The 19,423-nt window shown below is 58.0% G+C and carries 17 protein-coding genes; 13 read left to right on the top strand and 4 right to left on the bottom strand.

What is annotated here, in order from left to right; all coding sequences use genetic code 11:
- Positions 1 to 17: 17 nt before the first annotated feature.
- The 9 genes from ACW177_RS02030 (at position 18) to ACW177_RS02070 (ending at position 8,634) form a co-directional block, all read left to right on the top strand.
- On the top strand, positions 18 to 1,184 hold the full coding sequence (locus tag ACW177_RS02030) for a KpsE/RkpR family capsule polysaccharide export protein (RefSeq protein ID WP_492026997.1): 1,167 nt from the start codon (positions 18 to 20) through the stop codon (positions 1,182 to 1,184).
- Positions 1,184 to 1,864: an ABC transporter ATP-binding protein gene (locus ACW177_RS02035; protein WP_492026998.1), complete on the top strand. Its 681-nt coding sequence runs from the start codon at positions 1,184 to 1,186 to the stop codon at positions 1,862 to 1,864. The genes ACW177_RS02030 and ACW177_RS02035 overlap by 1 nt, the downstream gene beginning before the upstream one ends.
- 198 nt (positions 1,865 to 2,062) lie before the next feature.
- Positions 2,063 to 2,776, top strand: a complete 714-nt coding sequence (locus ACW177_RS02040) for a hypothetical protein (RefSeq protein ID WP_492026999.1) — start codon at positions 2,063 to 2,065, stop codon at positions 2,774 to 2,776.
- 504 nt (positions 2,777 to 3,280) lie between these two features.
- On the top strand, positions 3,281 to 3,559 hold the full coding sequence (locus ACW177_RS02045) for a hypothetical protein (RefSeq protein ID WP_492027000.1): 279 nt from the start codon (positions 3,281 to 3,283) through the stop codon (positions 3,557 to 3,559).
- Between the two features lie 24 nt (positions 3,560 to 3,583).
- Positions 3,584 to 4,246: a PI-PLC domain-containing protein gene (locus tag ACW177_RS02050; protein ID WP_492027001.1), complete on the top strand. Its 663-nt coding sequence runs from the start codon at positions 3,584 to 3,586 to the stop codon at positions 4,244 to 4,246.
- Entirely contained in the window at positions 4,243 to 4,881 is a 639-nt protein-coding gene (locus tag ACW177_RS02055; protein ID WP_492027002.1) for an HAD family hydrolase, read from the top strand. The genes ACW177_RS02050 and ACW177_RS02055 overlap by 4 nt, the downstream gene beginning before the upstream one ends.
- On the top strand, positions 4,871 to 6,367 hold the full coding sequence (locus ACW177_RS02060; RefSeq protein ID WP_492027003.1) for a glycosyltransferase family 2 protein: 1,497 nt from the start codon (positions 4,871 to 4,873) through the stop codon (positions 6,365 to 6,367). Before ACW177_RS02055 ends, ACW177_RS02060 begins: the two co-directional genes overlap by 11 nt.
- 6 nt (positions 6,368 to 6,373) lie before the next feature.
- A complete protein-coding gene (locus ACW177_RS02065; protein ID WP_492027004.1) occupies positions 6,374 to 7,078 on the top strand; it encodes a glycosyltransferase family protein in 705 nt (234 codons plus the stop codon).
- A gap of 86 nt (positions 7,079 to 7,164) precedes the next feature.
- Entirely contained in the window at positions 7,165 to 8,634 is a 1,470-nt protein-coding gene (locus tag ACW177_RS02070; protein ID WP_492027005.1) for a hypothetical protein, read from the top strand.
- Here ACW177_RS02070 and ACW177_RS02075 read toward each other — a convergent pair.
- On the bottom strand, positions 8,631 to 9,569 hold the full coding sequence (locus tag ACW177_RS02075) for a GDP-mannose 4,6-dehydratase (RefSeq protein WP_492027006.1): 939 nt from the start codon (positions 9,567 to 9,569) through the stop codon (positions 8,631 to 8,633). The genes ACW177_RS02070 and ACW177_RS02075 overlap by 4 nt on opposite strands.
- 23 nt (positions 9,570 to 9,592) lie before the next feature.
- A complete protein-coding gene (gene gmd, locus ACW177_RS02080) occupies positions 9,593 to 10,573 on the bottom strand; it encodes a GDP-mannose 4,6-dehydratase (protein WP_492027007.1) in 981 nt (326 codons plus the stop codon).
- A 185-nt stretch (positions 10,574 to 10,758) separates the two neighbouring features.
- Here gmd and ACW177_RS02085 point away from each other — a divergent pair, with 185 nt between their 5' ends.
- Genes ACW177_RS02085 through ACW177_RS02095 form a run of 3 tightly spaced genes read left to right on the top strand, consistent with a single transcriptional unit; the run spans position 10,759 to position 14,116 of the window.
- Positions 10,759 to 12,138: a glycosyltransferase family 4 protein gene (locus ACW177_RS02085; RefSeq protein WP_492027008.1), complete on the top strand. Its 1,380-nt coding sequence runs from the start codon at positions 10,759 to 10,761 to the stop codon at positions 12,136 to 12,138.
- Positions 12,139 to 12,197: 59 nt separating this feature from the next.
- The gene (locus ACW177_RS02090; protein ID WP_492027009.1) at positions 12,198 to 13,364 is read left to right on the top strand and encodes a glycosyltransferase; all 1,167 of its coding nucleotides are present in this window, start codon (positions 12,198 to 12,200) and stop codon (positions 13,362 to 13,364) included.
- Positions 13,361 to 14,116 (top strand): tetratricopeptide repeat protein, encoded by a 756-nt coding sequence (locus tag ACW177_RS02095; protein ID WP_492027010.1) that lies wholly within the window; start codon positions 13,361 to 13,363, stop codon positions 14,114 to 14,116. Before ACW177_RS02090 ends, ACW177_RS02095 begins: the two co-directional genes overlap by 4 nt.
- A gap of 7 nt (positions 14,117 to 14,123) precedes the next feature.
- Here the strand turns inward: ACW177_RS02095 and ACW177_RS02100 are convergent, their stop codons facing one another.
- Positions 14,124 to 15,554, bottom strand: coding sequence for a glycosyltransferase family 4 protein (locus ACW177_RS02100; protein ID WP_492027011.1), 1,431 nt, complete (start codon positions 15,552 to 15,554; stop codon positions 14,124 to 14,126).
- Here ACW177_RS02100 and ACW177_RS02105 point away from each other — a divergent pair.
- On the top strand, positions 15,543 to 16,241 hold the full coding sequence (locus tag ACW177_RS02105; protein WP_492027012.1) for a class I SAM-dependent methyltransferase: 699 nt from the start codon (positions 15,543 to 15,545) through the stop codon (positions 16,239 to 16,241). The two genes, ACW177_RS02100 and ACW177_RS02105, sit on opposite strands and share 12 nt — an antisense overlap.
- Here ACW177_RS02105 and putA read toward each other — a convergent pair.
- Entirely contained in the window at positions 16,238 to 19,369 is a 3,132-nt protein-coding gene (putA, locus tag ACW177_RS02110) for a bifunctional proline dehydrogenase/L-glutamate gamma-semialdehyde dehydrogenase PutA (RefSeq protein ID WP_492027013.1), read from the bottom strand. The genes ACW177_RS02105 and putA overlap by 4 nt on opposite strands.
- Between the last annotated feature and the right edge of the window lie 54 nt (positions 19,370 to 19,423).

The raw sequence follows: 19,423 nt of genomic DNA on the forward strand, positions 1-19,423 counted from the left end.
CAAAACGCGAAATGCCAATGAACGAAAATCGCCTTTCCTACGTCGGCCCACTGGCGTCGGCCACGAAGCCACCCAAACGGGATCTTCGTTCCGTCATCAAGAGAATGCCTTGGGGATTCCTAGTCATTGTAGTCCTCCCGACGCTGGTCGCCGGTATCTATTTCCTCTTGATCGCGGCCCCCCGATATGTGTCGGAGGCACGGTTCATTGTACGTTCTCCCTCGCAGCCTCAGATGTCAGCGCTCGGTATCGCACTCCAAGGCGCTGGCTTCACGAGCCAGGCGTCGGATGCTTTCGCCATCCACGAATATATCACTTCGCGTGACGGCCTTGTTGAACTGAACCGTCGTGTGAACATGGGCGAGGTCTTAGGGCCCAGACACGCGGATTTCCTGGCGCGCTATCCAAACCTGCTCGAAGATCGCAGTTTCGAGAGCATGTACAAAGCGTTCAGCCGTTTCATTACGGTCGGATACGCCTCTCAGACTGGCATCAGCACTTTGCGGGTCGAGGCGTTCCGTCCCGGCGACGCCCAGAAGGTCGCCAACGCCCTACTCGACGAGGGCGAAATGCTGGTCAACCAGTTGAACCGTCGCGCGACAGCCAATGCGGCCGCTGACGCCACTGCTCGCAAGGACGCTGCGGTCCGTTTGGCAGGGGAAGCGCAGGCAGCCCTCGCCGCCTTCCGGAACCAGCAGCGCTTCTTAGATCCAGCGCGCGAGTCCATGGCGATGTCTCAGGTGATGGTGGGGCTGATGTCAAGCCTTGCTGAGATCGAGGCGCAGCGTGATCAGCTTCGGGCCGAAGCGCCTCAAAGCCCATTGCTGTCTTCTCTTAACGGCAGGGTTGAGGCCCTACAGCGCCAGATAGCCGAAGAACGCGCCAAGATCGCTGGAGGCGCATCCTCGCTCGCCCCCCAATTCGGCCAGTATGAGACGCTAGTGCTCAACAACGAACTGGCCGCAAAGGAAGTCGCTGCCGCTACGTCGAACCTGATGTCTGCCCAGCAAGAGGCTCAGCGCCAACAGCTTTATCTCGAACGGATCGCGTCCCCGAACCTTCCGGATGTCGCGTCTGAGCCGCGCAGGCTGCGTTCCATTCTATCGGTTCTGCTGACCTGCTTGTTGATTTACGGCGTTGGCTGGTTGGTCTGGGCCGGAGTGCGCGAACACAGGCAGGACTGATGTCCAGCTTGCATAGCGACAGGGGCCTCCGCGTTACGTCCCTTACGAAGACATACGGAAAGCCGGGCGTTGGTCGCCCGGTATTTTCCGACCTTAGTTTTGAAGTGCCCAAATCTGGTCGTCTCGCTCTGCTTGGACGCAATGGCCAGGGCAAGTCGACGCTTATCAAGATACTCGGAGGCGTGCTGCCTCCGACGTCGGGCAAGGTAGAGTGGTCGGTAAAACCATCGTGGCCAATTGGCTTTGGCGGCGGTTTTCAGGGAAGCCTGTCAGGACTAGATAATATACGTTTTATCTCTCGGCTTTATGGTCGCGATTATCACGAGATTCTTACTCGCGTGGACGGGTTCGCGGAATTGGGCAAAAAGCTCGAGATGCCCGTTAAACACTATTCGTCAGGGATGCGGGCGCGCCTCGCCTTTGGCATGTCGCTGGCGATCGAGTTCGACTGCTACTTGATCGATGAGTTGGTCTCGGTGGGTGATGCCCGCTTCCAGGAGCGCTGTAACACCGAACTTTTCCAGCACCGTGCCGACCGCGCATTTATCATGGCCTCACACGACATGGGGCTCATCAGAATGCACTGCAGCCGGGCGCTTGTTGTCGAAGGCGGGCAGGCCAAGATTTTCGACGATATTAACGAAGCTGTTGATGTCTACATGTGGCTACGCGCCAGCTGACACGGTCGCAATACAATGCTTTCCCCTACTCCGCCTCCGACCGATGCCCCCCAGACCTGGTTGGCCAGTGCATTGGTCATCATTCCGTCGTCTCCGGACGCTGAAGAGTGGCGTCGGGCAATCATAGTGCAAGGACGCGCTCGCGGCATCGCCGTGTCGACGGCCGAGGATGATTCGATCCATCAAACACACGCCTTCATGATCGACATTTCCGATAATCTTGATGACATATCGGCTACCAGCTACGACGAAAAGACCATAATCTTGACGCGCGCAGAAGCTCTCGGCCATTGGACAGGCAAACAAAGAGCCGATGTATCGCTTCTACTCTCTGCCTTGCCGACAGACGACAAGGTGCGCTACATTACCCATTCGTCAATCCATCCCAGTCGCTCTGTGGCAGTGACGTCTTTCCTTGATCTGCATCTCGACACGAAGTTTGGATCGACGGATACTCCAGTCGATCATGCGCTTGCCCTTTACAGGGAGGGCCCCCTCAAGACCGGAATCGTTTATTCTTGGTCACCTGCCGATTTTTCTATCGACCCGCGCCATGAATATGCCGACGGGTCAACCGATATCCGCATTGAACTGACGGGTCGTGCTAGGTGTCTCGTTCACGGTCCATATGTCGCCTTACCAAAAGGGGTCTGGCGGGCCACAGTCAGGTTTTCAGTCGATGTGTCCGCATGTCGACATCGGCTTCGTTTCGAGTGGGGACCTCTTGCTCAATTCGCCTCATTCGAGACGTCTCCGGGAAAACCGGGGCATTTCACTGCACAGATCACCCACTTTTTTGAAGAGGCCGGGCTTTGTGAATTGCGTCTGATTCTTCCAGAAAGTTCTTTGGCGGGACTCTTAACGCTGGAAGGTGTCGATATCGAAATGATTGGAGGGGCTGTTTCTGTCTGAGTGGCTCGGCGGTCAGCGAACGGAGGCGGAGCACATCAACCCCGGAAGCCTTCTTCTCGACCCCAATATAGAGGGCATCCAAGCAGGGCGCACCCCTAAAGATGCAGAACGGAGTACTCCATAGCAATGAACTTTGCGATTCTAGTAAGGGGTCCTGTCCGACCAAGCGCCCAAGCGGCTTTGTCTCGCGCTGCCGCGCTGGCATCAGAAGTTCGGTCTCAAGGACACAATGCGACGGTCGTTTTCGCGATGTGGAGCGTACCTGACCGAGCCGTGCTGTCAGGAATCACTAACTCACCAGTCGTCGACCATTGCCTCTTCATCCGACCGCCTTCCGATAACGCCATCCTCGACTATTGTGGAGGCGTGGAGTTCCTTGATGGCGGGCGTTCATCTAGAAATACATTCTATCAATACTATTTATCTAAGATAGCCATAGAGACTATTTCTGCCAGCGGAATGGCAGAATACGTCATACACACTCGCCCAGACTTGGATATACGTATGGGTCGTCACTTCTCGGATTGGATTACAGACGAGAAATACTGCACGCTGCACAAGAAGCTGGACGAGCATACGTTTGTGAACGATCAGTTCGCTGTAGCACGGGTCGAGGTCATGCGGAGGGCGTGGAACTTTGGATCGCTGGCCGATCTGGGGGGGCTGATCCAAAAGTCCACCATCCCGGAGCAAGTGCTGGACCAAATGATAGCAAATTCGGGCACCTCGGTGCAGGTGTCGCCGTTTGAAGTCTGGGAACTCGACCCTGCGCGGAACGCCTAAGGCCATATGACGAGGAATGCGAAAATGACGGTCGAAATCCTCGCACATCGCGGTTGGTGGACATCGCGAGAAGATCAGAACTCGCTCGCTGCGCTTTCACGCGCGCTTCGCGCAGGCTTTGGCGTTGAAACGGATATTCGTGACTGTGATGGACAGTTGGTTATCAGCCACGATATGCCTCGCCTGCCAACTTTGTCACTCAACGCGCTTCTAGATGAGTATACAAAAATTCCGCAGTCAGGCACGCTGGCCCTCAACGTAAAAGCTGACGGACTAGCGGAGCCCTTACTTGAAGCGCTGCGAAGTCATGGCGTCTCGAGATATTTTGTTTTCGACATGTCCGTTCCCGATACGCTCCATTATCTCCGGGGCGACGCTACTGTGTTTACACGCAGAAGCGAGTATGAACGGGGGTCGGTCTTGGACGATCAAAGCCAAGGCCTGTGGCTGGATGCCTTCGTGGCGCCCAACGTTCCAATCATTGATCTAGATTACGCGCGTGCGATGGGGAAAGACGTGGCGCTCGTCTCGCCAGAGTTGCACAAAAAGCCACATGAGGACGCTTGGCGCATATGGCGCGACACTATCGACGCAGCGGGGACCGCAGGACCGCGCTGTATGATCTGCACCGATTTTCCCGATAAAGCTGACACTTACTTCAATACTTCGGTTGAGCGTGAACAATGATCAAGGCAGTCCTTTTCGACATGGATGGCGTACTGATCGAGGCGAAAGACTGGCATTATGAAGCGTTGAACCGCGCACTTGCGTTGTTCGGACTCGCGATAGACAGAGATGCGCACCTCGCGACATTCGATGGCTTACCCACGCGCCGAAAGCTGGAAATGCTGTCCAAGACCCGAAACCTACCGGCCGCGCTGCATTCTTTTATCAACGAAATCAAGCAAGAAGAAACAGTTCAGATAACCTACGCGTCCTGCAAACCTGTTTTCCATCACAGGTATGCGTTAGCCGAGTTGAAGAAAGACGGGCTGCGGCTCGGCGTTTGCTCAAACTCAATCCGTCAAACGATAGATCTGATGATGAGGCTTTCCGGCTTGAGCGACTTTCTGGAACTGACCATATCAAACGAAGACGTTGTTCGGTCAAAGCCGGATCCAGAAATGTACAACCACGCAATCAACAAGATGGGTTTATCCCCCACGGAAGTCCTTATACTTGAGGATAATGACCACGGCATTGCTGCGGCGAGAGCGTCCGGCGCGCACGTGCTGGTCATCGGCACAACAAACGATGTCACATATCAAAACATCAGATCCGTGATCGACCGGATCAACGAGGATCAGATCAATGCAGGCTGAAACTCAGATTATCGTACCGATAGCGGGGCGTTCGGCGTTTTTCGATCCCGCTCAGTTTTTCTTCCCAAAGCCTCTACTGGAAGTAGGTGGGAGACTGATGATCGAGCGGGTCATTGAAAACCTTCTCACGGTTCATCCACATGCGCGTTTCATATTTGTCGTCCAACGCGACGATGTGGTGCGCTTCTCGCTGGATCAAACGCTACGCCTGCTGACCGACAACAGGTGCGAAATAGTGGAACTATCCGCCCCAACAAAGGGTGCACTCTGTTCGATACTGATGGCAATTGGGCAGATTGACCCAAAGGCGCCGGTTGTCGTCTCGAACGCAGACCAGATCATTGATCTCGATTTTTCGGGGTTCGTCGGCCGAATGGCGCGTGCTGAGGCGGACGCCGGCGTGATCTCCTTTGAATCTGTTCATCCGCGCTGGTCGTATGTCAGAGCCGGCGCGGACAATACCGTGCTGGAAGCTGCTGAAAAGCGCGTTATCAGCAAGGACGCTATAGCTGGATTTTATTACTTTAAATCAGGGGGACTTCTGACTGACGCTGCGATGTCATCTATAAAAAATAATGCCAGCGTCGATGGGCAGTTCTATGTTGCTCCTGCATTGAACGAAGTTATACTGTCGGGCGGCAAAGTGTTGTTTGAGAGGGTTGATCATCAAAAGTACTACAGCTTCTATTCTCCAGAGAAAATTAGAGCATTCGAGGATGACAACATCATGGGCGCAATTTCTCATGCCGAAATTCCAGCGCCTGTAGTGAATGTCGTAATACCGGCAGCCGGTGAAGGCAGTCGCTTCAAGGCCGCAGGCTTTGTCAAGCCCAAACCCTTTATAGATGTCCTAGACAAGCCGATGATCCAGCACGTTATCGGCAACGTTCAACCTGCGGGCGCTAAAATCCATGTGCTGGCCCGAGCCGATCATGTCCAAGAAAACCGAGCCGATATCGAAGCCTTACGTCAAAGCGGCACAGAAGTTCATTTGGTCGACGCCCTTACAGAAGGGACGGCCTGCACTGTGCTTTTGGCCCGAAAAGCTTTCGACAACGCGAGCCCCCTTATCGTTGCCAACTCCGATCAGTATGTCGATTTTTCAGTCGATGATTTCGTTCGCGATGCGGTGAACCGCAATTTGGATGGGTCCATCTTAGTCTTCAGGGACCCCACCCTGAATCCGAAATGGTCATTCGCCAAGCTGGGCCTCGACAATTTGGTAGTAGAAGTAGCGGAAAAAAAGCCGATTTCAGATTTGGCTACGATTGGAATTTACTATTTCAGGCGGGGATCAGATTTCGTTCGATCCGCGATCGACATGATCGTTAATAATGATCGCGTAAACAACGAGTTCTACACGTGCCCTGTCTATAACTACATGATTGAGGGCGGACTTCGCGTCGGTGTTTTTGAAGTGCCGGCCGAGGGGATGCACGGGCTCGGCACACCGGAAGATCTTGCCGCATACCTTGCTAGAAACTGACTCATAGTGAAGATCATCGTTCCGCTCGCCGGCCCCGACTTCGTGACGCCAGAAGGCATAAAGGGTAAGATGGTCGTCGATGGGCAACCGCTTTTGCGGCGAGCTCTGGAAAGCAGGTCGTGGTGGGCGAATGACGGCGCTGACTCAGCGAAGCTCACCTTTATCATGCACGACAACGCCGCTACGCGCGAATTTCACAGGCAGGATCTGGCGCTCTGGTACCCGGAGGCAACCGCCATCTTCATTGGGCGATCAGCGCGTGGGGCAGCTCTGTCATCCCTCACCGGAGTGGCGATGGTCGATGATTCGGATGAAGTGATCTGCGTCGATTTAGCGGACATCATGTTCGATACGTGTTTCGATGCTGGAAGCTTAAAAGCAGACGGCGTTGGTGCTGCGGCTCTGACATTCAGTTCCGATTCAGCCGCATACAGCTATCTACGAACTGACCTGGACGGCCGCTTTTTGGAAGCGGCAGAAAAAAGGGTCATTTCAAACAAAGCGTCGGCGGGCGTATATTTCTTCCGGTCGGCCCCCATCTATCTGAAGGCCTTAGCTCATTGCCTAGAACAAGCCGAGCAGTTCACGCACAACGGCCTTTTCTACGTCTGCCCACTCTTGAACGGCGTGGCGGCGCAGGGCTTAGATGTGCTTCTTTGGCCTGTGAACAGTGTCGTCGATATCAAAGTTTCAGGCGCTCGTAATCCGTGACGGGGACCGGTACTCTCATCTTTTGATATCGAATATCGTTCGAGCTCTACGCATTGGCTCGCAACCAGTCAAAACAGGGACCGACATTGTACGACGACACCACCGCTACGCCCGTTCTGTTAGGCGGCGATCCTTTTAGACTGTCGTCCAGCGGTCTCTGGGAACAGCGTCTTAACGTCGAACGACTGAAGGTGGTTGCCACCGGCATGCTTGGACCTGTGGACGTTGAGGTGCTTTCACCAGAACGTCTAGGCATCGCGCCTCCAGCGGGACTGGACGCTGTGGCAAAATGGGCACGCCAACGTGAAGCGTCGCTTTCTGACGAGCTAGAAGCGGCGATCGTCGGATTAGGTGATGTCGTCTATGTGGGATTTGAGACCCCAGACAATGTTTGGCGGGCTCTGTGTGCACGAAAGGCGCCCGCGCTGGATCTGCGTATCCACCCCTGCCGATTCGGCCCAGACTACTATTTTCTGGCTCGTAGCAATCGCATTCCGCTGCGTGACCTTGTCGACCAGGCGCCACTTCAACAGGAACTTGCACTTGAAGCGGCAGCGTTGGAATTCGAGGCATTCAGAGTTGGGCATGAGCATCGGCCACGCCAGGATGCGCTCCTCGCGCTTCAGATGCCGATGGACAGCGCTCTTCTTGATGCATGGGGGTTTGCAAATCTTGGTGAGCACCTCGATGAACTGACACGATTGTCGCGAAAACATCCTGTAATATGGGTAAGTCCCCATCCTCATTCTCTGCCCGGAGAGGCAGATCGTCTTGCGTTTTTGTCACTCGAGAATGCGCGACTTACAGATCGAAGCGCCTATGAAGTGCTAGCTTCGGGGCAAGTCAGTCACGTGATTGCGCTTTCGAGTTCCGTTCTGCATGAGGCGACCAGCTTTGGCGTGGAGCCTGTGGCTTTGAGGCCCGACCTTTCACACGGCTATCCGGTTAAAAGCGAGTTTACCAGCGTCCGCATGGCCGACCTGATCGGCCCTATTGCGGCCTGGTTCGGAACCACCAGCGCTTCCGGTGCAGTCGCCGCTTCACGAAGTTTGAAAACACTGCTGGGGATGCAGTGGGCGACATCAGCCTTCTTACCGCCCAAGGGGATACCGCCGCAGATTCCTAGCGCCCCCTCTGCCGTGTCCAATGGCCCGACGGCTTGCGCAAAGGCCTATGGATGGCATGAGCCTGATGCATGGGGCGTGTGGTCGACGGGCTTGGCCGCGCTGGATTTCACATGGCCATCCGATCAGGCGGGCCCGCTCACCTTGGAAATTTCGGCAGCAGTTTACACAGGTGGGCGGGGTGTGACTGATGAGGTGGAGATCTGGAGCAACGGCCGTCGCATCACGACAGCTGTCTTGCCGACGAACCGGGGAGATCCAGCCGTCGTCCGCTTCGACGTAGATAAACCTACGCATGGCGATTGCCTGCAACTGATCTTTTACCGACGCACGCCGCGTCGTCCTTGCGACATTGAAGGCGTACCTGATTTCCGGGAGTTAGGATTGATGTTGTTTTCGATTGGCCGGGTGCCTGCTCTGACTTCGGTCTAGGCAGACAGGCGGGCACGCTGATCGTCGAGAACTGAGATCAACAATGCGGTCCATGCAGTTGTGGGGGACCAGCGCGTTTCTGCTTTTAGCTTGGCGCTGGAAAGGCGCGTAACGGCGATATCGTTCGGTCGAAACCGTTCTGGATCCACGACGATTTTACAGTCTGCTGTGGAGAGCGAAAGAAGATCATCCAGAACACTCTGTATGCTTCTTAGAGCGCCTGAAGATACATTGAATACATCTCGGGTCCCAGGCTCAATGGGCTTCGAGAACAAAACGCGAAGATACGCGTCCACGACATCATCCACGCTCATGAAGTCACGTTGGGCATCAAGATTTCCGACCAGGATTTCCGGTGCACGCAGCCCGCGCTCGATCTCCGCAATTTGTTGGGCGAAGCTAGAAACTACGAATCTGGCGTCCTGCCCTGGCCCAATATGGTTCAAGGGCCGCATCACGATCAAACTCGCGTCAGAATGCAGACGATCCGCGAGAAGAAACTCGGCCACAAGCTTTGAGCGCGCATAGGGATTGGCGGGCGCAACAGGACTTGTCTCGTCAAGTTCAAGACCCGCAGAAAACGCCGCCCCGTAAACTTCTGCCGAACTCGCGAACAGTATCTTTGCGTCGGGAGCATGCGCAGCCACTCCATCGGCTATTCTCAGCGCCCCGCCCACGGACACATCCATTACGCCGCGACGATCCCGCAGAGACGCCGCCACCGACGATCTAGCAGCCAAGTGCACAATATGGCTGGGGCCGAAGGCTTGGATTGCGGCCTCGACCTCATGTGTCGTGACATCGGCCGCTCGGGTTTTAACCTTCGATCCATTTGTTGCTGTCCCTCCGAGGGCCAGAACAGCGTCGGCGCCCGGAGTGATGGAAAGCGCTTCCACGAGACGTCGCCCGACGAAACCGCCGGCACCCGTGACCAAGATCCTTGCGCCACCCTGCATATTCAGAGCGTGCGGCGCAGACGAGCCAGGTCAGCTTCGACCATTTCTGCAATCAGCGCTTCGAAGCTGATCTCTGGCGTCCAGTCCAGTTGTTTGCGCGCCTTGGTCGCATCGCCAAGAAGAACATCGACTTCCGCCGGCCGCAGGAATTTGGGATTGATCGACAGATAGTCGTCGGGATTCAGATCAATCTGCTGGAACGCCACATCGATCATGTGACGAACGGTATGGGTTTCGCCGGTCGCGACCACATAATCATCGGGCTTGTCTTGTTGAAGCATAAGCCACATGGCGCGCACATAGTCCTTGGCATGCCCCCAATCGCGCTTGGCGTCCAGGTTGCCCATCTCAAGCTTGTTCGCCAATCCCAGCTTGATGGCGGCGGCGGTGCGCGTGACCTTGCGCGTCACAAACTCAAAGCCACGCAATGGGGACTCGTGATTGAAAAGAATGCCCGACGATGCATGCATGTCGAAGCTCTCGCGATAGTTCACGGTAATCCAGTGACCGTAGAGCTTGGCGACCGCGTAGGGGCTCCGAGGGTAAAACGGCGTAGTCTCACTCTGCATCGGCTCCTGGATAAGCCCATACATTTCGGACGAGGACGCCTGATAAAACCGTGCGTCCGGCGTTTCGAACCGTGCGGCTTCAAGAATGTTCAACACCCCATTCGCCGTGACATTCGCTGTCACAACCGGCTGGTCCCAGCTGGCTTTCACGAACGACTGCGCGCCCAGATTGTAAATCTCATCGGGCTTGACCTCGCGAAGCACGCGGATGAGAGAACTAAGGTCTGTAAGGTTGCCGTCAACTATGCGGACATCCTCATGAATATTCAGCCACCGCAGGCGATGGTCGTCGATTTCAGAATGGCTCGACCGACGCACAAGGCCATAAACGTCGTATCCTTTTTCCAGTAAGAGCTGGGAAAGATATGCTCCGTCCTGCCCGGTAACACCCGTGACCAACGCGGTTCTAGCCAAGTCTAAGCCTCCATCTCACAGATCGGCCCGAGCTAGCATCGGCGGGGCCGCGAAGTCAAAGCACCATTCTTTTGGCTGACGATCGATTTATCGTTCCATTGTCAGCGCTCTGGGGCGCCTTATAAGCATTTGTCGAATCCTCACAAAATGAACGCTGAAGCGCGCGCCAAACTCCAGAACATGCGATGAAACTCTATTTTGACCTCACCACCTCCCTTTGTTGGGGCGGCTTTCCAGTGGGCATCACCCGCGTCGAGAGAGAGATTGCGAAGAGGGCTGGCGGCCGCAGCGGGGTCACGGCTGCATACTGCTTCTATCATGCACCAAGCCGAGCCTTCTATGAGATGGCTCCATGGCTGGCCGAGGCCGTGCTGTCCGGCAGTTGCCACATTGACCGCGCCGACCTTCTAGCGGCCGACTTCTCAAGCCGGGCGGATCAGAACAACGTCGGCCGGATTGTCGGTGATATAGTGGGGCGGGGCGCTTCAGGTGCGAGGGCGGTGTCTGAAGCTGCTCGCCATGCTGCCGATATGTCGCTGGCCGACATTCTAAGATCGCGCAATAAGCTCTCGGTGATCCCTATACACTGGGGAGCCCTGCGTAGACTGGCGCCAACGACTCATCTCGTCAGGCGCAAAATTCGCCTTAGTAGCGACACTTGGATCGTAAATGCTGGGCTGGATTGGGAGCATAAGGATCTTCGCGAGATAAGGATCGCGAAAAGTAAGCGAGACTTCAAATATGTGGCGGTTGTGTATGACTTAATACCGCTGCTTTACCCCCATTTTGTCGTGCCTTCGTATGTAGATGTGTTGAAGCGATACTTCGGAGAACTTTTTTGGACTGTCGACTATGCGCTTTGTATTTCCGAAACCACCAAGCGTGACGTCGAGAAGCACATGGCGGAATGGCGTATGCCACGCCTGCTGATGGACTCTTGGCAACTTGGCTCTGATATTGGGTCCGGTCCGATCGGTGACGCCCCGACAAATGCTCGACTGCGCGGATCGAAATATCTGCTGTATGTCTCGACGATCGAACCGCGAAAGAGCCATCGCACTATCGTCGAAGCATTCGACCATCTTGTTCGCAGCGGCCAGGTTGACGACGACGCCGTTTGCGTTTTTGTCGGCAGAGCAGGTTGGAATATCGACAACCTGCTTCAGGAAATTCGCACAAATCCGGCGATCAAGAACCGGATCGTCATTTTGTCCGACATTTCGGATGAAGAACTTGGCGCTCTCTATGGGGCCGCGCGTTTTGTCGTCTTCCCTTCTCGCTATGAGGGGTATGGCCTTTCGCTCGTTGAGGCCATGGCGCTGGGCAAGGCCTGTATAAGTAGTGATACGGGGTCTCTCTCTGAGGTCGGAGGCGACGCTCCCCTGTACATTCCGCCCTACGATATCAGCGCCTGGGCCGACGCCATACGCGACTTCATGAACGACGACCAACTCGTCAGGTCCTACGAGCAGCGATCACGAGATCACTATAAGCCCGTGACGTGGGATTTGTCCGCAGACCAGTTTTACGACCGATTGAACGCGGCCATGGGCGTGAGCAAGTGAGAATTCTATCGTTTGGAACCTATCCCATCCGGCGACCTGTTCACGGCGGCCAGCGACGCGTGAGCAACATCGCGGCATATTACAAGACTGCCGGGCACGAATTTCGGTATGCGTCTGTCTACATGCCGAACGCATATGGCGCAGGCGCCGTGACGGCAGACGACCTGCCTTACGGTTCGCCGGGAGGTATGTTTTCCGAGATTCCGTTTATTGATGACCTGGGTTCTGGCGTTTTCGCCAGTCAGAATGGCGAACCGTTGGAACACTTTCGAGCCATCGCCAGCGATTTCAAACCAGACGTCGTCCACCTCGAACAGCCGTTCATGTGGCCTCTAGTCGAGAAGATGAAGGCCCTAGGGGACTTAGAAGGAGTGGCGATCGTTTATTCGTCGCAAAATCACGAAGCGCCTCTGAAGCGCGCAATTCTTGAAAGCGCCGGCGTGTCACGAGAGAAGACGGACCGTGCAGTCTCCGCTATTGAGGCTGTTGAACGAGATCTTGTACAGGTCGCAGATTTGATCGTAGCTGTCTCGGAGGTGGAGGCGGACTACTATCGCGCCCTCAAGCCCCGTGCGCCCGTTCTGACTATTCGCAATGGGACCGACCGGCCGGGACGCCTTAAGAAGCCTGACGCCGGCAGGGAGCTACCCCAGGGGGAGTATCTCGTGTTTGTCGGCAGCGCCTATCCGCCGAATATTTCCGGGTTCATCAAGTTTGTGCTCGGGAACTCGCTTTACGGCCTGCCGCCGCGCAAGCTGATTTCCGTCTGCGGCGGCGCAGCCGACGGCATCTTCGCCTCGAGCGACTATCTTCCGCACGCCTCATCCTATGGGGACCGTGTCCATTTCTTCGCGCGTCCCTCAGATGAAGAGCTTCACTGGATTCAGAATGGGGCAAAGGGAAGCCTTCTGCCGATAGCGTCCGGCGGCGGCAGCAACTTGAAGACGGCCGAGGCGCTTTGCAGTGGCAAATGGTTAATCGCGACGCCGACAGCTCTCAGGTCATTCGAAGATTTTGAGCACGAGAAGGGGGTGATCGTTGCGAGCACGCCCAAACAGTTCCGGGACGCCATGCTTGATGTTATTTACGCCCCGCCCTTAAGCCTGACGAAGATGGAATTGGCCAAACGTCATGGCCTCTACTGGGACAACCTTCTCAAAGGCAGCGACCTCATTCCCGAGGTCAATAAAGCCGTGAAGCGAGCGAACGCGGGGCTGAAATCGTGATCAATCCCATCAAGAGCTTCAAGCGTCGGGCCGTGAAACGTGAGCGCCAGAAGGCGCGGGCGGCTCAAGCGCGTCATGATTGGAAGTCGGCGCTGCGCCACTGGACGGTAGTGTTGAGACTGGACCCGTCAAATATCAACGCCATGATTCAATCAGCCAATATGCACAACGAGTTGGCGGACTATGAAAGGGCTCGGCAAGGTTTCGAGCGCATCAAGGCGTTTGCAAGCCACCGCGTCCATGCCGAGGCTGGCCTAGCCGGCGTAGCCGTTCGCTGCTCGGATTGGTGGACGGCGCGCCAACATTGGGACGAAACGCTATCTATAATGGCGGTCCAGGAAGGCGAGGGCGTAGAATCGACCGCATGGCCAATTTCGCCATCGGAAGTCTTGCTCCATCTGGCGATTGCTCATCACAGTCTGGGGGATATTCCGGCGGCCGAGCGGGATCTCTTTGCAGCCTTCGCAATGAACCCCAAAATTAGACGCTCGCGTGAAGCCTGGCTGATCAGAAGCCGACTTCTGGCCAGGTATGACCTTCCGTCGGCTTACCGCCTCCTCCGCAATGCGCAGGCAAGGCATCCCGACGACTATTCAATCCTGTACGAGACCATCAAGGCAGCGACTGGATGTGGTGATCGCAAAGTGGCCGCCAGCATGGCGACGAACTTCGCTACGCAATTTCCAGACAGCGAAGATGGTCACGCCTTGCTCGCCTCACTCGGCCTCACACCTGCTGTAAACGCCGCTTGAGACAAATTTAGACAAGCCCGAGCCCAGCGTACATGGTGCGCACTCTCTCTGCATGAGCCTGCGGAGAAAACGCAACGGCGCGCGCTCTCCCACGCCCGACCAGATCATCCACCAGATCGTCATCCGCCGCCAGCGCCTGTATTCCTCTGGTAATGGCAGGCACATCATAAGGATCGACCATCATGGCCGCGTCGCCAGCAACTTCTGGCAGCGCGCCTCCCGTAGAGGTGAGCACCGCCGTGTCTAGAAGCATGGATTCAAGCACTGGAAGACCAAACCCCTCATAAAGCGACGGAAATAGCGTCGCGCGGGCGCCGCGTATCAGGCTGACCAGCATCGAGTACGGCATATATTCATACCGGCGAATTCGCTTGCCCGCCCTGGTGCCGTCTCGCTGCACTTGATCAAGCAACGCGACCTCACCTTCCTCAAGCCAGGCCCTGCCACCCACGATCACGAGCGGGCGTTCGACCCCAGATGCCAGATAGGCCTCGACTATCCTCCCGACATTCTTCTTGGGCTCGATGGCACCGAAATAGAGGAAATATTCTTTCCATCCGAGATCGAAGACCCCCTCGACTTCTAGGGCGACCTGAGCGGCCGATCGGCTGAGAACGGAAGGCGGGATTGAAACGGACTGATACGTATTGGTGATCCTATCGGCGCTGACACCGAGAAGTTTGATAACGTCATTCTTCGTCGTTTCGGACACCACCGAAATATGGTCAGCCTTTTTCGCAATGAACTCGCACATTCGAAGGTATTTCTGCTTATCCTCCATGGTTGTGTGAGGAAGTCGCAGCGGTATCAGATCGTGGATCGTGTATATATTGGCTGCATTATTTGCATACAAAGGTAGCGTCGCAGTCCATTGCACCGCATCAGGGCGCGCCGTCCTCTCATTCTCCGCAAACGAAACAGGCGTCACCTGGCCGTAAGCTTGAAAGCAACGATGTGCGTAATGGAACAGGTTGCCGGCGGCCCAAAAGCAGTCGGCCAGGGGGCGCCCGCCACCTCTGGACGACCAGATCACATCATCGCTTGGAACAATGGGGTAGGCTGATCGCCCAAATTGCGACATCGCTGTTTTTTTGAAACGGTCAAGCTTCTTGCCCTTCGCGGGTTCGCGATGGGCGTCGGCAAGTGTCACCTCGGATATTTTGCGGCTGTCTTTAGCCGGCGGGCCATAGAGCACTTGACCGCTGACGCCGATATCTTCGAACGCTGTGAGCAGGTTGCGGCTGTAAGTGGCGATGCCCGAACCCTTGGGCAGGGCGAGGTTGAAGCCGTCGATGCAAATTGCAGACACGCGCGATTCCGTCGTTGTTATCAGCCTCAACCAGACTAGCATGAAGTGGGCAATGCGCCGCCAGGCGTGATTGCCGATTCCGGCTATTCTCTGCTCACCACTAGCCCCGGCTTTTCCATGACGGCTCACGATCTCGGCTTATATTCAGGCGAACGTCAGGTCGCCGGGGCCTATGATGATATTCGCGCCGACCACAGGTATCGCTATGAGTGGGCGGATCGCATCATTCCAGCGGGAGGGTATGGTCTGGATGCCTTCTGTGGCAACGGCTATGGCGCATGGCTGCTTTCTCGCACTCGGCACATCTTAGGACTAGATGGTTCCAAGGAAGCTGTAGCGTTCGCCAGCGACCATTTCCCTACTCCGCGCACGTTATACGCTCACGCCTACTGGCCGTTCGAAATGCCAGAGGAAGTCTTTGATTTCATAGTATCACTAGAATCCGTCGAACACGTACCCGATGGGCAGGCCTTTTTCGCCTCGCTATCCCGAGCGCTTAAGCCCGGGGGACAGATGATCTTTTCGACACCCAACGAAGATTTGCTGCCCCACGACGCCACGGGCAACCATTTCCACTTCCAGCATTACACGCTGAATGAAACATTGGACCTGGCTAACAAACAGGGACTTCAACTGTGCGGTTGGGCGGGCCAGGATTGTTATCAAATGACTGACGAGGGTCGGCAAGGCGCACTGTTAGCTGATGAGATGACCATCTTGCGCAATGAAACGCCGGGTCAGTTCACGATTGTCTCGTGTCGCAAGCCTGAGGTCACGCAAATGTCTACGCCGTGGTGGAAGCGCCGAAGCCGTTAAAGGTTCAACAGCGCCGGATCTCCCCCCTGCGCAGCAATGTTTACGCTGATCGCCTTCTCCGCCGCATAGCGGATCAAGCTGTTCGGCCCGCCCGCCTTGGGGCCCGTGCCCGAAAGGCCCTCGCCGCCGAACGGCTGGACCCCGACCACCGCGCCGGTGATCGACCGGTTGACGTAGACGTTGCCGGCGGGGACCAGGTCGATCACTTCGGCGGCGAAGGCTTCGATGCGGCTGTGGACGCCGAGGGTCAGGCCGTAGCCGCGGGCGGCGAGCTTGCCGGCGACCGACTTCAGATCGGCGGAGTCGTAGCGATAGATGTGCAGGATCGGGCCGAACACCTCGCGTTCCAGGAAGTCGGGCGTGGGGATTTCTGCGATGGTGGGGGCGAACAGGTCGCTCTTTTCGGCGCCCAGGGGCAGGGTGGCGCGGGCGATGATCTTGGCGTCCTTGGCCAGGCGTTCGACGTGGGTGTCCAGGGCGCGACGCGACTCGGGGTCGATGACGGGGCCGATGTCGGTCTTGGGATCGGCGGGGTCGCCGACGGTCTGGACGGCCAGGGCGCCCTTCAAGCCTTCGATCAGGGCGTCGGCGGAATCCTTGGGGACGTAGAGGACGCGCAGGGCCGAGCAGCGCTGGCCGGCTGAGCCGAAGGCGGATTGGATCACGTCGTCGATCACCTGTTCCTTCAGCGCCGTGGTGTCGATGAACATGCCGTTCAGGCCGCCGGTTTCGGCGATGAAGGGGATGATGGCGCCGGGGCGGGCGGCGATGGCGCGGTTGATGGCGGCGGCAGTGTCGGTGCCGCCGGTGAAGGCGACGCCGTCAATGCCCGGATGCGTGACCAGGGCCGCGCCGACCGTCTCGCCGCGCCCGGGAACCAGGGCCAGCAGATCGGGGTTCAGGCCAGCCTTGTGATACAGGCGCACGGCCTCGGCGGCGATCAGCGGCGTCTGTTCGGCGGGCTTGGCCAGGACGGCGTTGCCGGCGGCCAGGGCGGCGGCGATCTGGCCGGTGAAGATGGCCAGGGGGAAGTTCCACGGCGAGATACAGGAGAAGACCCCGCGCCCGTGCAGGATCAGCTGGTTGGTCTCGCCCGTCGGGCCCTTCAGGGTCTGGGGGGCGGTGAAGTCGCGCTCGGCCAGCAGGGCGTAGTAGCGGCAGAAGTCGGCGGCTTCGCGCACCTCGGCGACGCCGTCGTTCAGGGTCTTGCCCGCCTCGCGGCTGAGCAGGGCGACCAGCCGGTCCAGGTCGGCCTCCAGCGCATCGGCCATGGCGCGCAAGGTCACGGCGCGTTTGGCCCCGCCCTGGCGATCCCATTGAACCTGGGCGTTCGCAGCGGCCTCGACGGCGGCGTCGATGTCGGTCGCCTCGGCTTCCGAGACATGGCCGAGCGTCTGCGACCGGTCGAACGGATTGGTCACGGCCTGGGCGTCGATGCCGGCGCGCAGCTTGCCGCCGATGATCGGGCCGGAGGTCAGCTTCTCACGGTCGATCCCCTCCAGGGCTCGGGCATGGGCTTCACGGACGGCGGCTTGCGAATAGTCGCGGCCGAGGGAGTTCTGACGATCGCCGTACATGTCTTGCGGAACCGGAATTTTGGGGTGACGGTCGGGCGCTTGCTCGACCAGGGAAATGGGATCGGCCGCGACGGCCGAGGCGGGCACGCGCTCGTCCAGCAGGGCGTGGACGAAGGAGGAGTTGGCGCCGTTTTCCAGCAGGCGCCGCACCAGATAGGGCAGCAGCTCCTCATGCCCGCCGACGGGGGCGTAGGCGCGGACGATCACGGTCTCATTGGCCCAGGCCTCGTGCGCGGCGTCGTAGAGCGCCTCGCCCATGCCGTGCAGGCGCTGGTGTTCGACGGCCACGCCCCGGTCGCGGGCCATGCGGCGCACGGCGGCCAGGGTGTGGGCGTTGTGGCTGGCGAACTGGCTATAGATCGCCGGCGCCGCCTCGATCATGGCCTTGGCGCAGACGAGATAGTTCAGGTCGGTCGCCGCCTTGGTCGTATAGACGGGATAGTCGGTGCGCCCGAAGACCTGGGCGCGCTTGATCTCGGTGTCCCAATAGGCGCCCTTGACCAGGCGCACCATCAGTCGGCGGCCCGAGCGACGGGCCAGGTCGGCGACCCGCTCGATCGTCTCCCGCCCGCGCTTCTGATAGGCCTGAACCGCCAGGCCCAGGCCGGTCCACCCGCCCAGGCTGGGTTCGTGCGCCAGCCGGTCCAGCAGTTTCAGCGACAGGGCCAGACGGTCCGCCTCCTCGGCGTCCATCGTATAGTTGATGTCGTATCTGGCCGCGATCTGGGCCAGACGCAGGATGCGGGGATAGAGGGTCGCCCAGACGTCGTCCTCGTGCGTCGCCTCATACCGGGGCGACAGGGCCGACAGTTTCACCGAGACGCCGTGACCGTGTTCTGGTCCCTGGCCTTTTGACGTCTTGCCCACCGCCTCGATGGCGTCGGCGTAGATCTTTTCGTATCGGTCGGCGTCAGCGACGGTGCGGGCGCCCTCGCCCAGCATGTCGAAGCTGCACAGCCAGCCTTCCTTGTTCGACCGCTTCAGCGCGCCCTGGATGGTGCGGCCGACGACGAACTGCTCGCCCATGATCTTGACCGCGGTGGCCACGGCCTGGCGGATGACCGGCTCGCCCAGTCGCCCGGCGATCCGCTTCAGGAAGCCGGGCAGGTCGCTGCGGGCCTCATCATCGACGTCCACCAGCTTGCCGGTCAGCATCAGACCCCAGGTCGAGGCGTTGACGAACAGGCTGTCGGACTGACCCAGGTGGGCGGCCCAGTCGGCCGAGCCGATCTTCTCGGCGATCAGACGGTCGCGCGTCTCCTCGTCCGGAACGCGCAGCAGGGCCTCGGCCAGGCACATCAGGGCCAGGCCTTCGCGGGTGCCCAGGCTGAACTGCTGAAGGAAGCTTTCGACCACCCCCTGCTTCTTCTGGCTGCGACGGGCGTGTTCGACCAGGGCGGTGGCCTCGGCGACGACATCCGCGCGTTCGGCGGCGTCCAGCGGCATGCGGGCCAGATTGGCGGCGACGGCGTCGCGCTCGTCACGGAACTTGTGCGCGTCCAAACCGTCCCAAACGGTCAGGCTCGAAGGCGTGAAGGCGGGAGTCGTCATGGCGTGGCAAATCCTGTGGATTTCCGCCGTATATGCCGGAGTTCAGCGAAGGTG

It is taken from the genome of Brevundimonas sp. AVps23W, from assembly GCF_058681395.1.

What these genes read in the sequence shown, in the direction of transcription:
- ACW177_RS02030 (WP_492026997.1), top strand. Translation starts at nt 18, where the DNA reads ATGAACGAAAATCGCCTTTCCTACGTCGGCCCACTGGCGTCGGCCACG.
- ACW177_RS02035 (WP_492026998.1), top strand. Translation starts at nt 1,184, where the DNA reads ATGTCCAGCTTGCATAGCGACAGGGGCCTCCGCGTTACGTCCCTTACG.
- ACW177_RS02040 (WP_492026999.1), top strand. Translation starts at nt 2,063, where the DNA reads ATGATCGACATTTCCGATAATCTTGATGACATATCGGCTACCAGCTAC.
- ACW177_RS02045 (WP_492027000.1), top strand. Translation starts at nt 3,281, where the DNA reads ATGGGTCGTCACTTCTCGGATTGGATTACAGACGAGAAATACTGCACG.
- ACW177_RS02050 (WP_492027001.1), top strand. Translation starts at nt 3,584, where the DNA reads ATGACGGTCGAAATCCTCGCACATCGCGGTTGGTGGACATCGCGAGAA.
- ACW177_RS02055 (WP_492027002.1), top strand. Translation starts at nt 4,243, where the DNA reads ATGATCAAGGCAGTCCTTTTCGACATGGATGGCGTACTGATCGAGGCG.
- ACW177_RS02060 (WP_492027003.1), top strand. Translation starts at nt 4,871, where the DNA reads ATGCAGGCTGAAACTCAGATTATCGTACCGATAGCGGGGCGTTCGGCG.
- ACW177_RS02085 (WP_492027008.1), top strand. Translation starts at nt 10,759, where the DNA reads ATGAAACTCTATTTTGACCTCACCACCTCCCTTTGTTGGGGCGGCTTT.
- ACW177_RS02105 (WP_492027012.1), top strand. Translation starts at nt 15,543, where the DNA reads ATGACGGCTCACGATCTCGGCTTATATTCAGGCGAACGTCAGGTCGCC.
- putA (WP_492027013.1), bottom strand. Translation starts at nt 19,369, where the DNA reads ATGACGACTCCCGCCTTCACGCCTTCGAGCCTGACCGTTTGGGACGGT.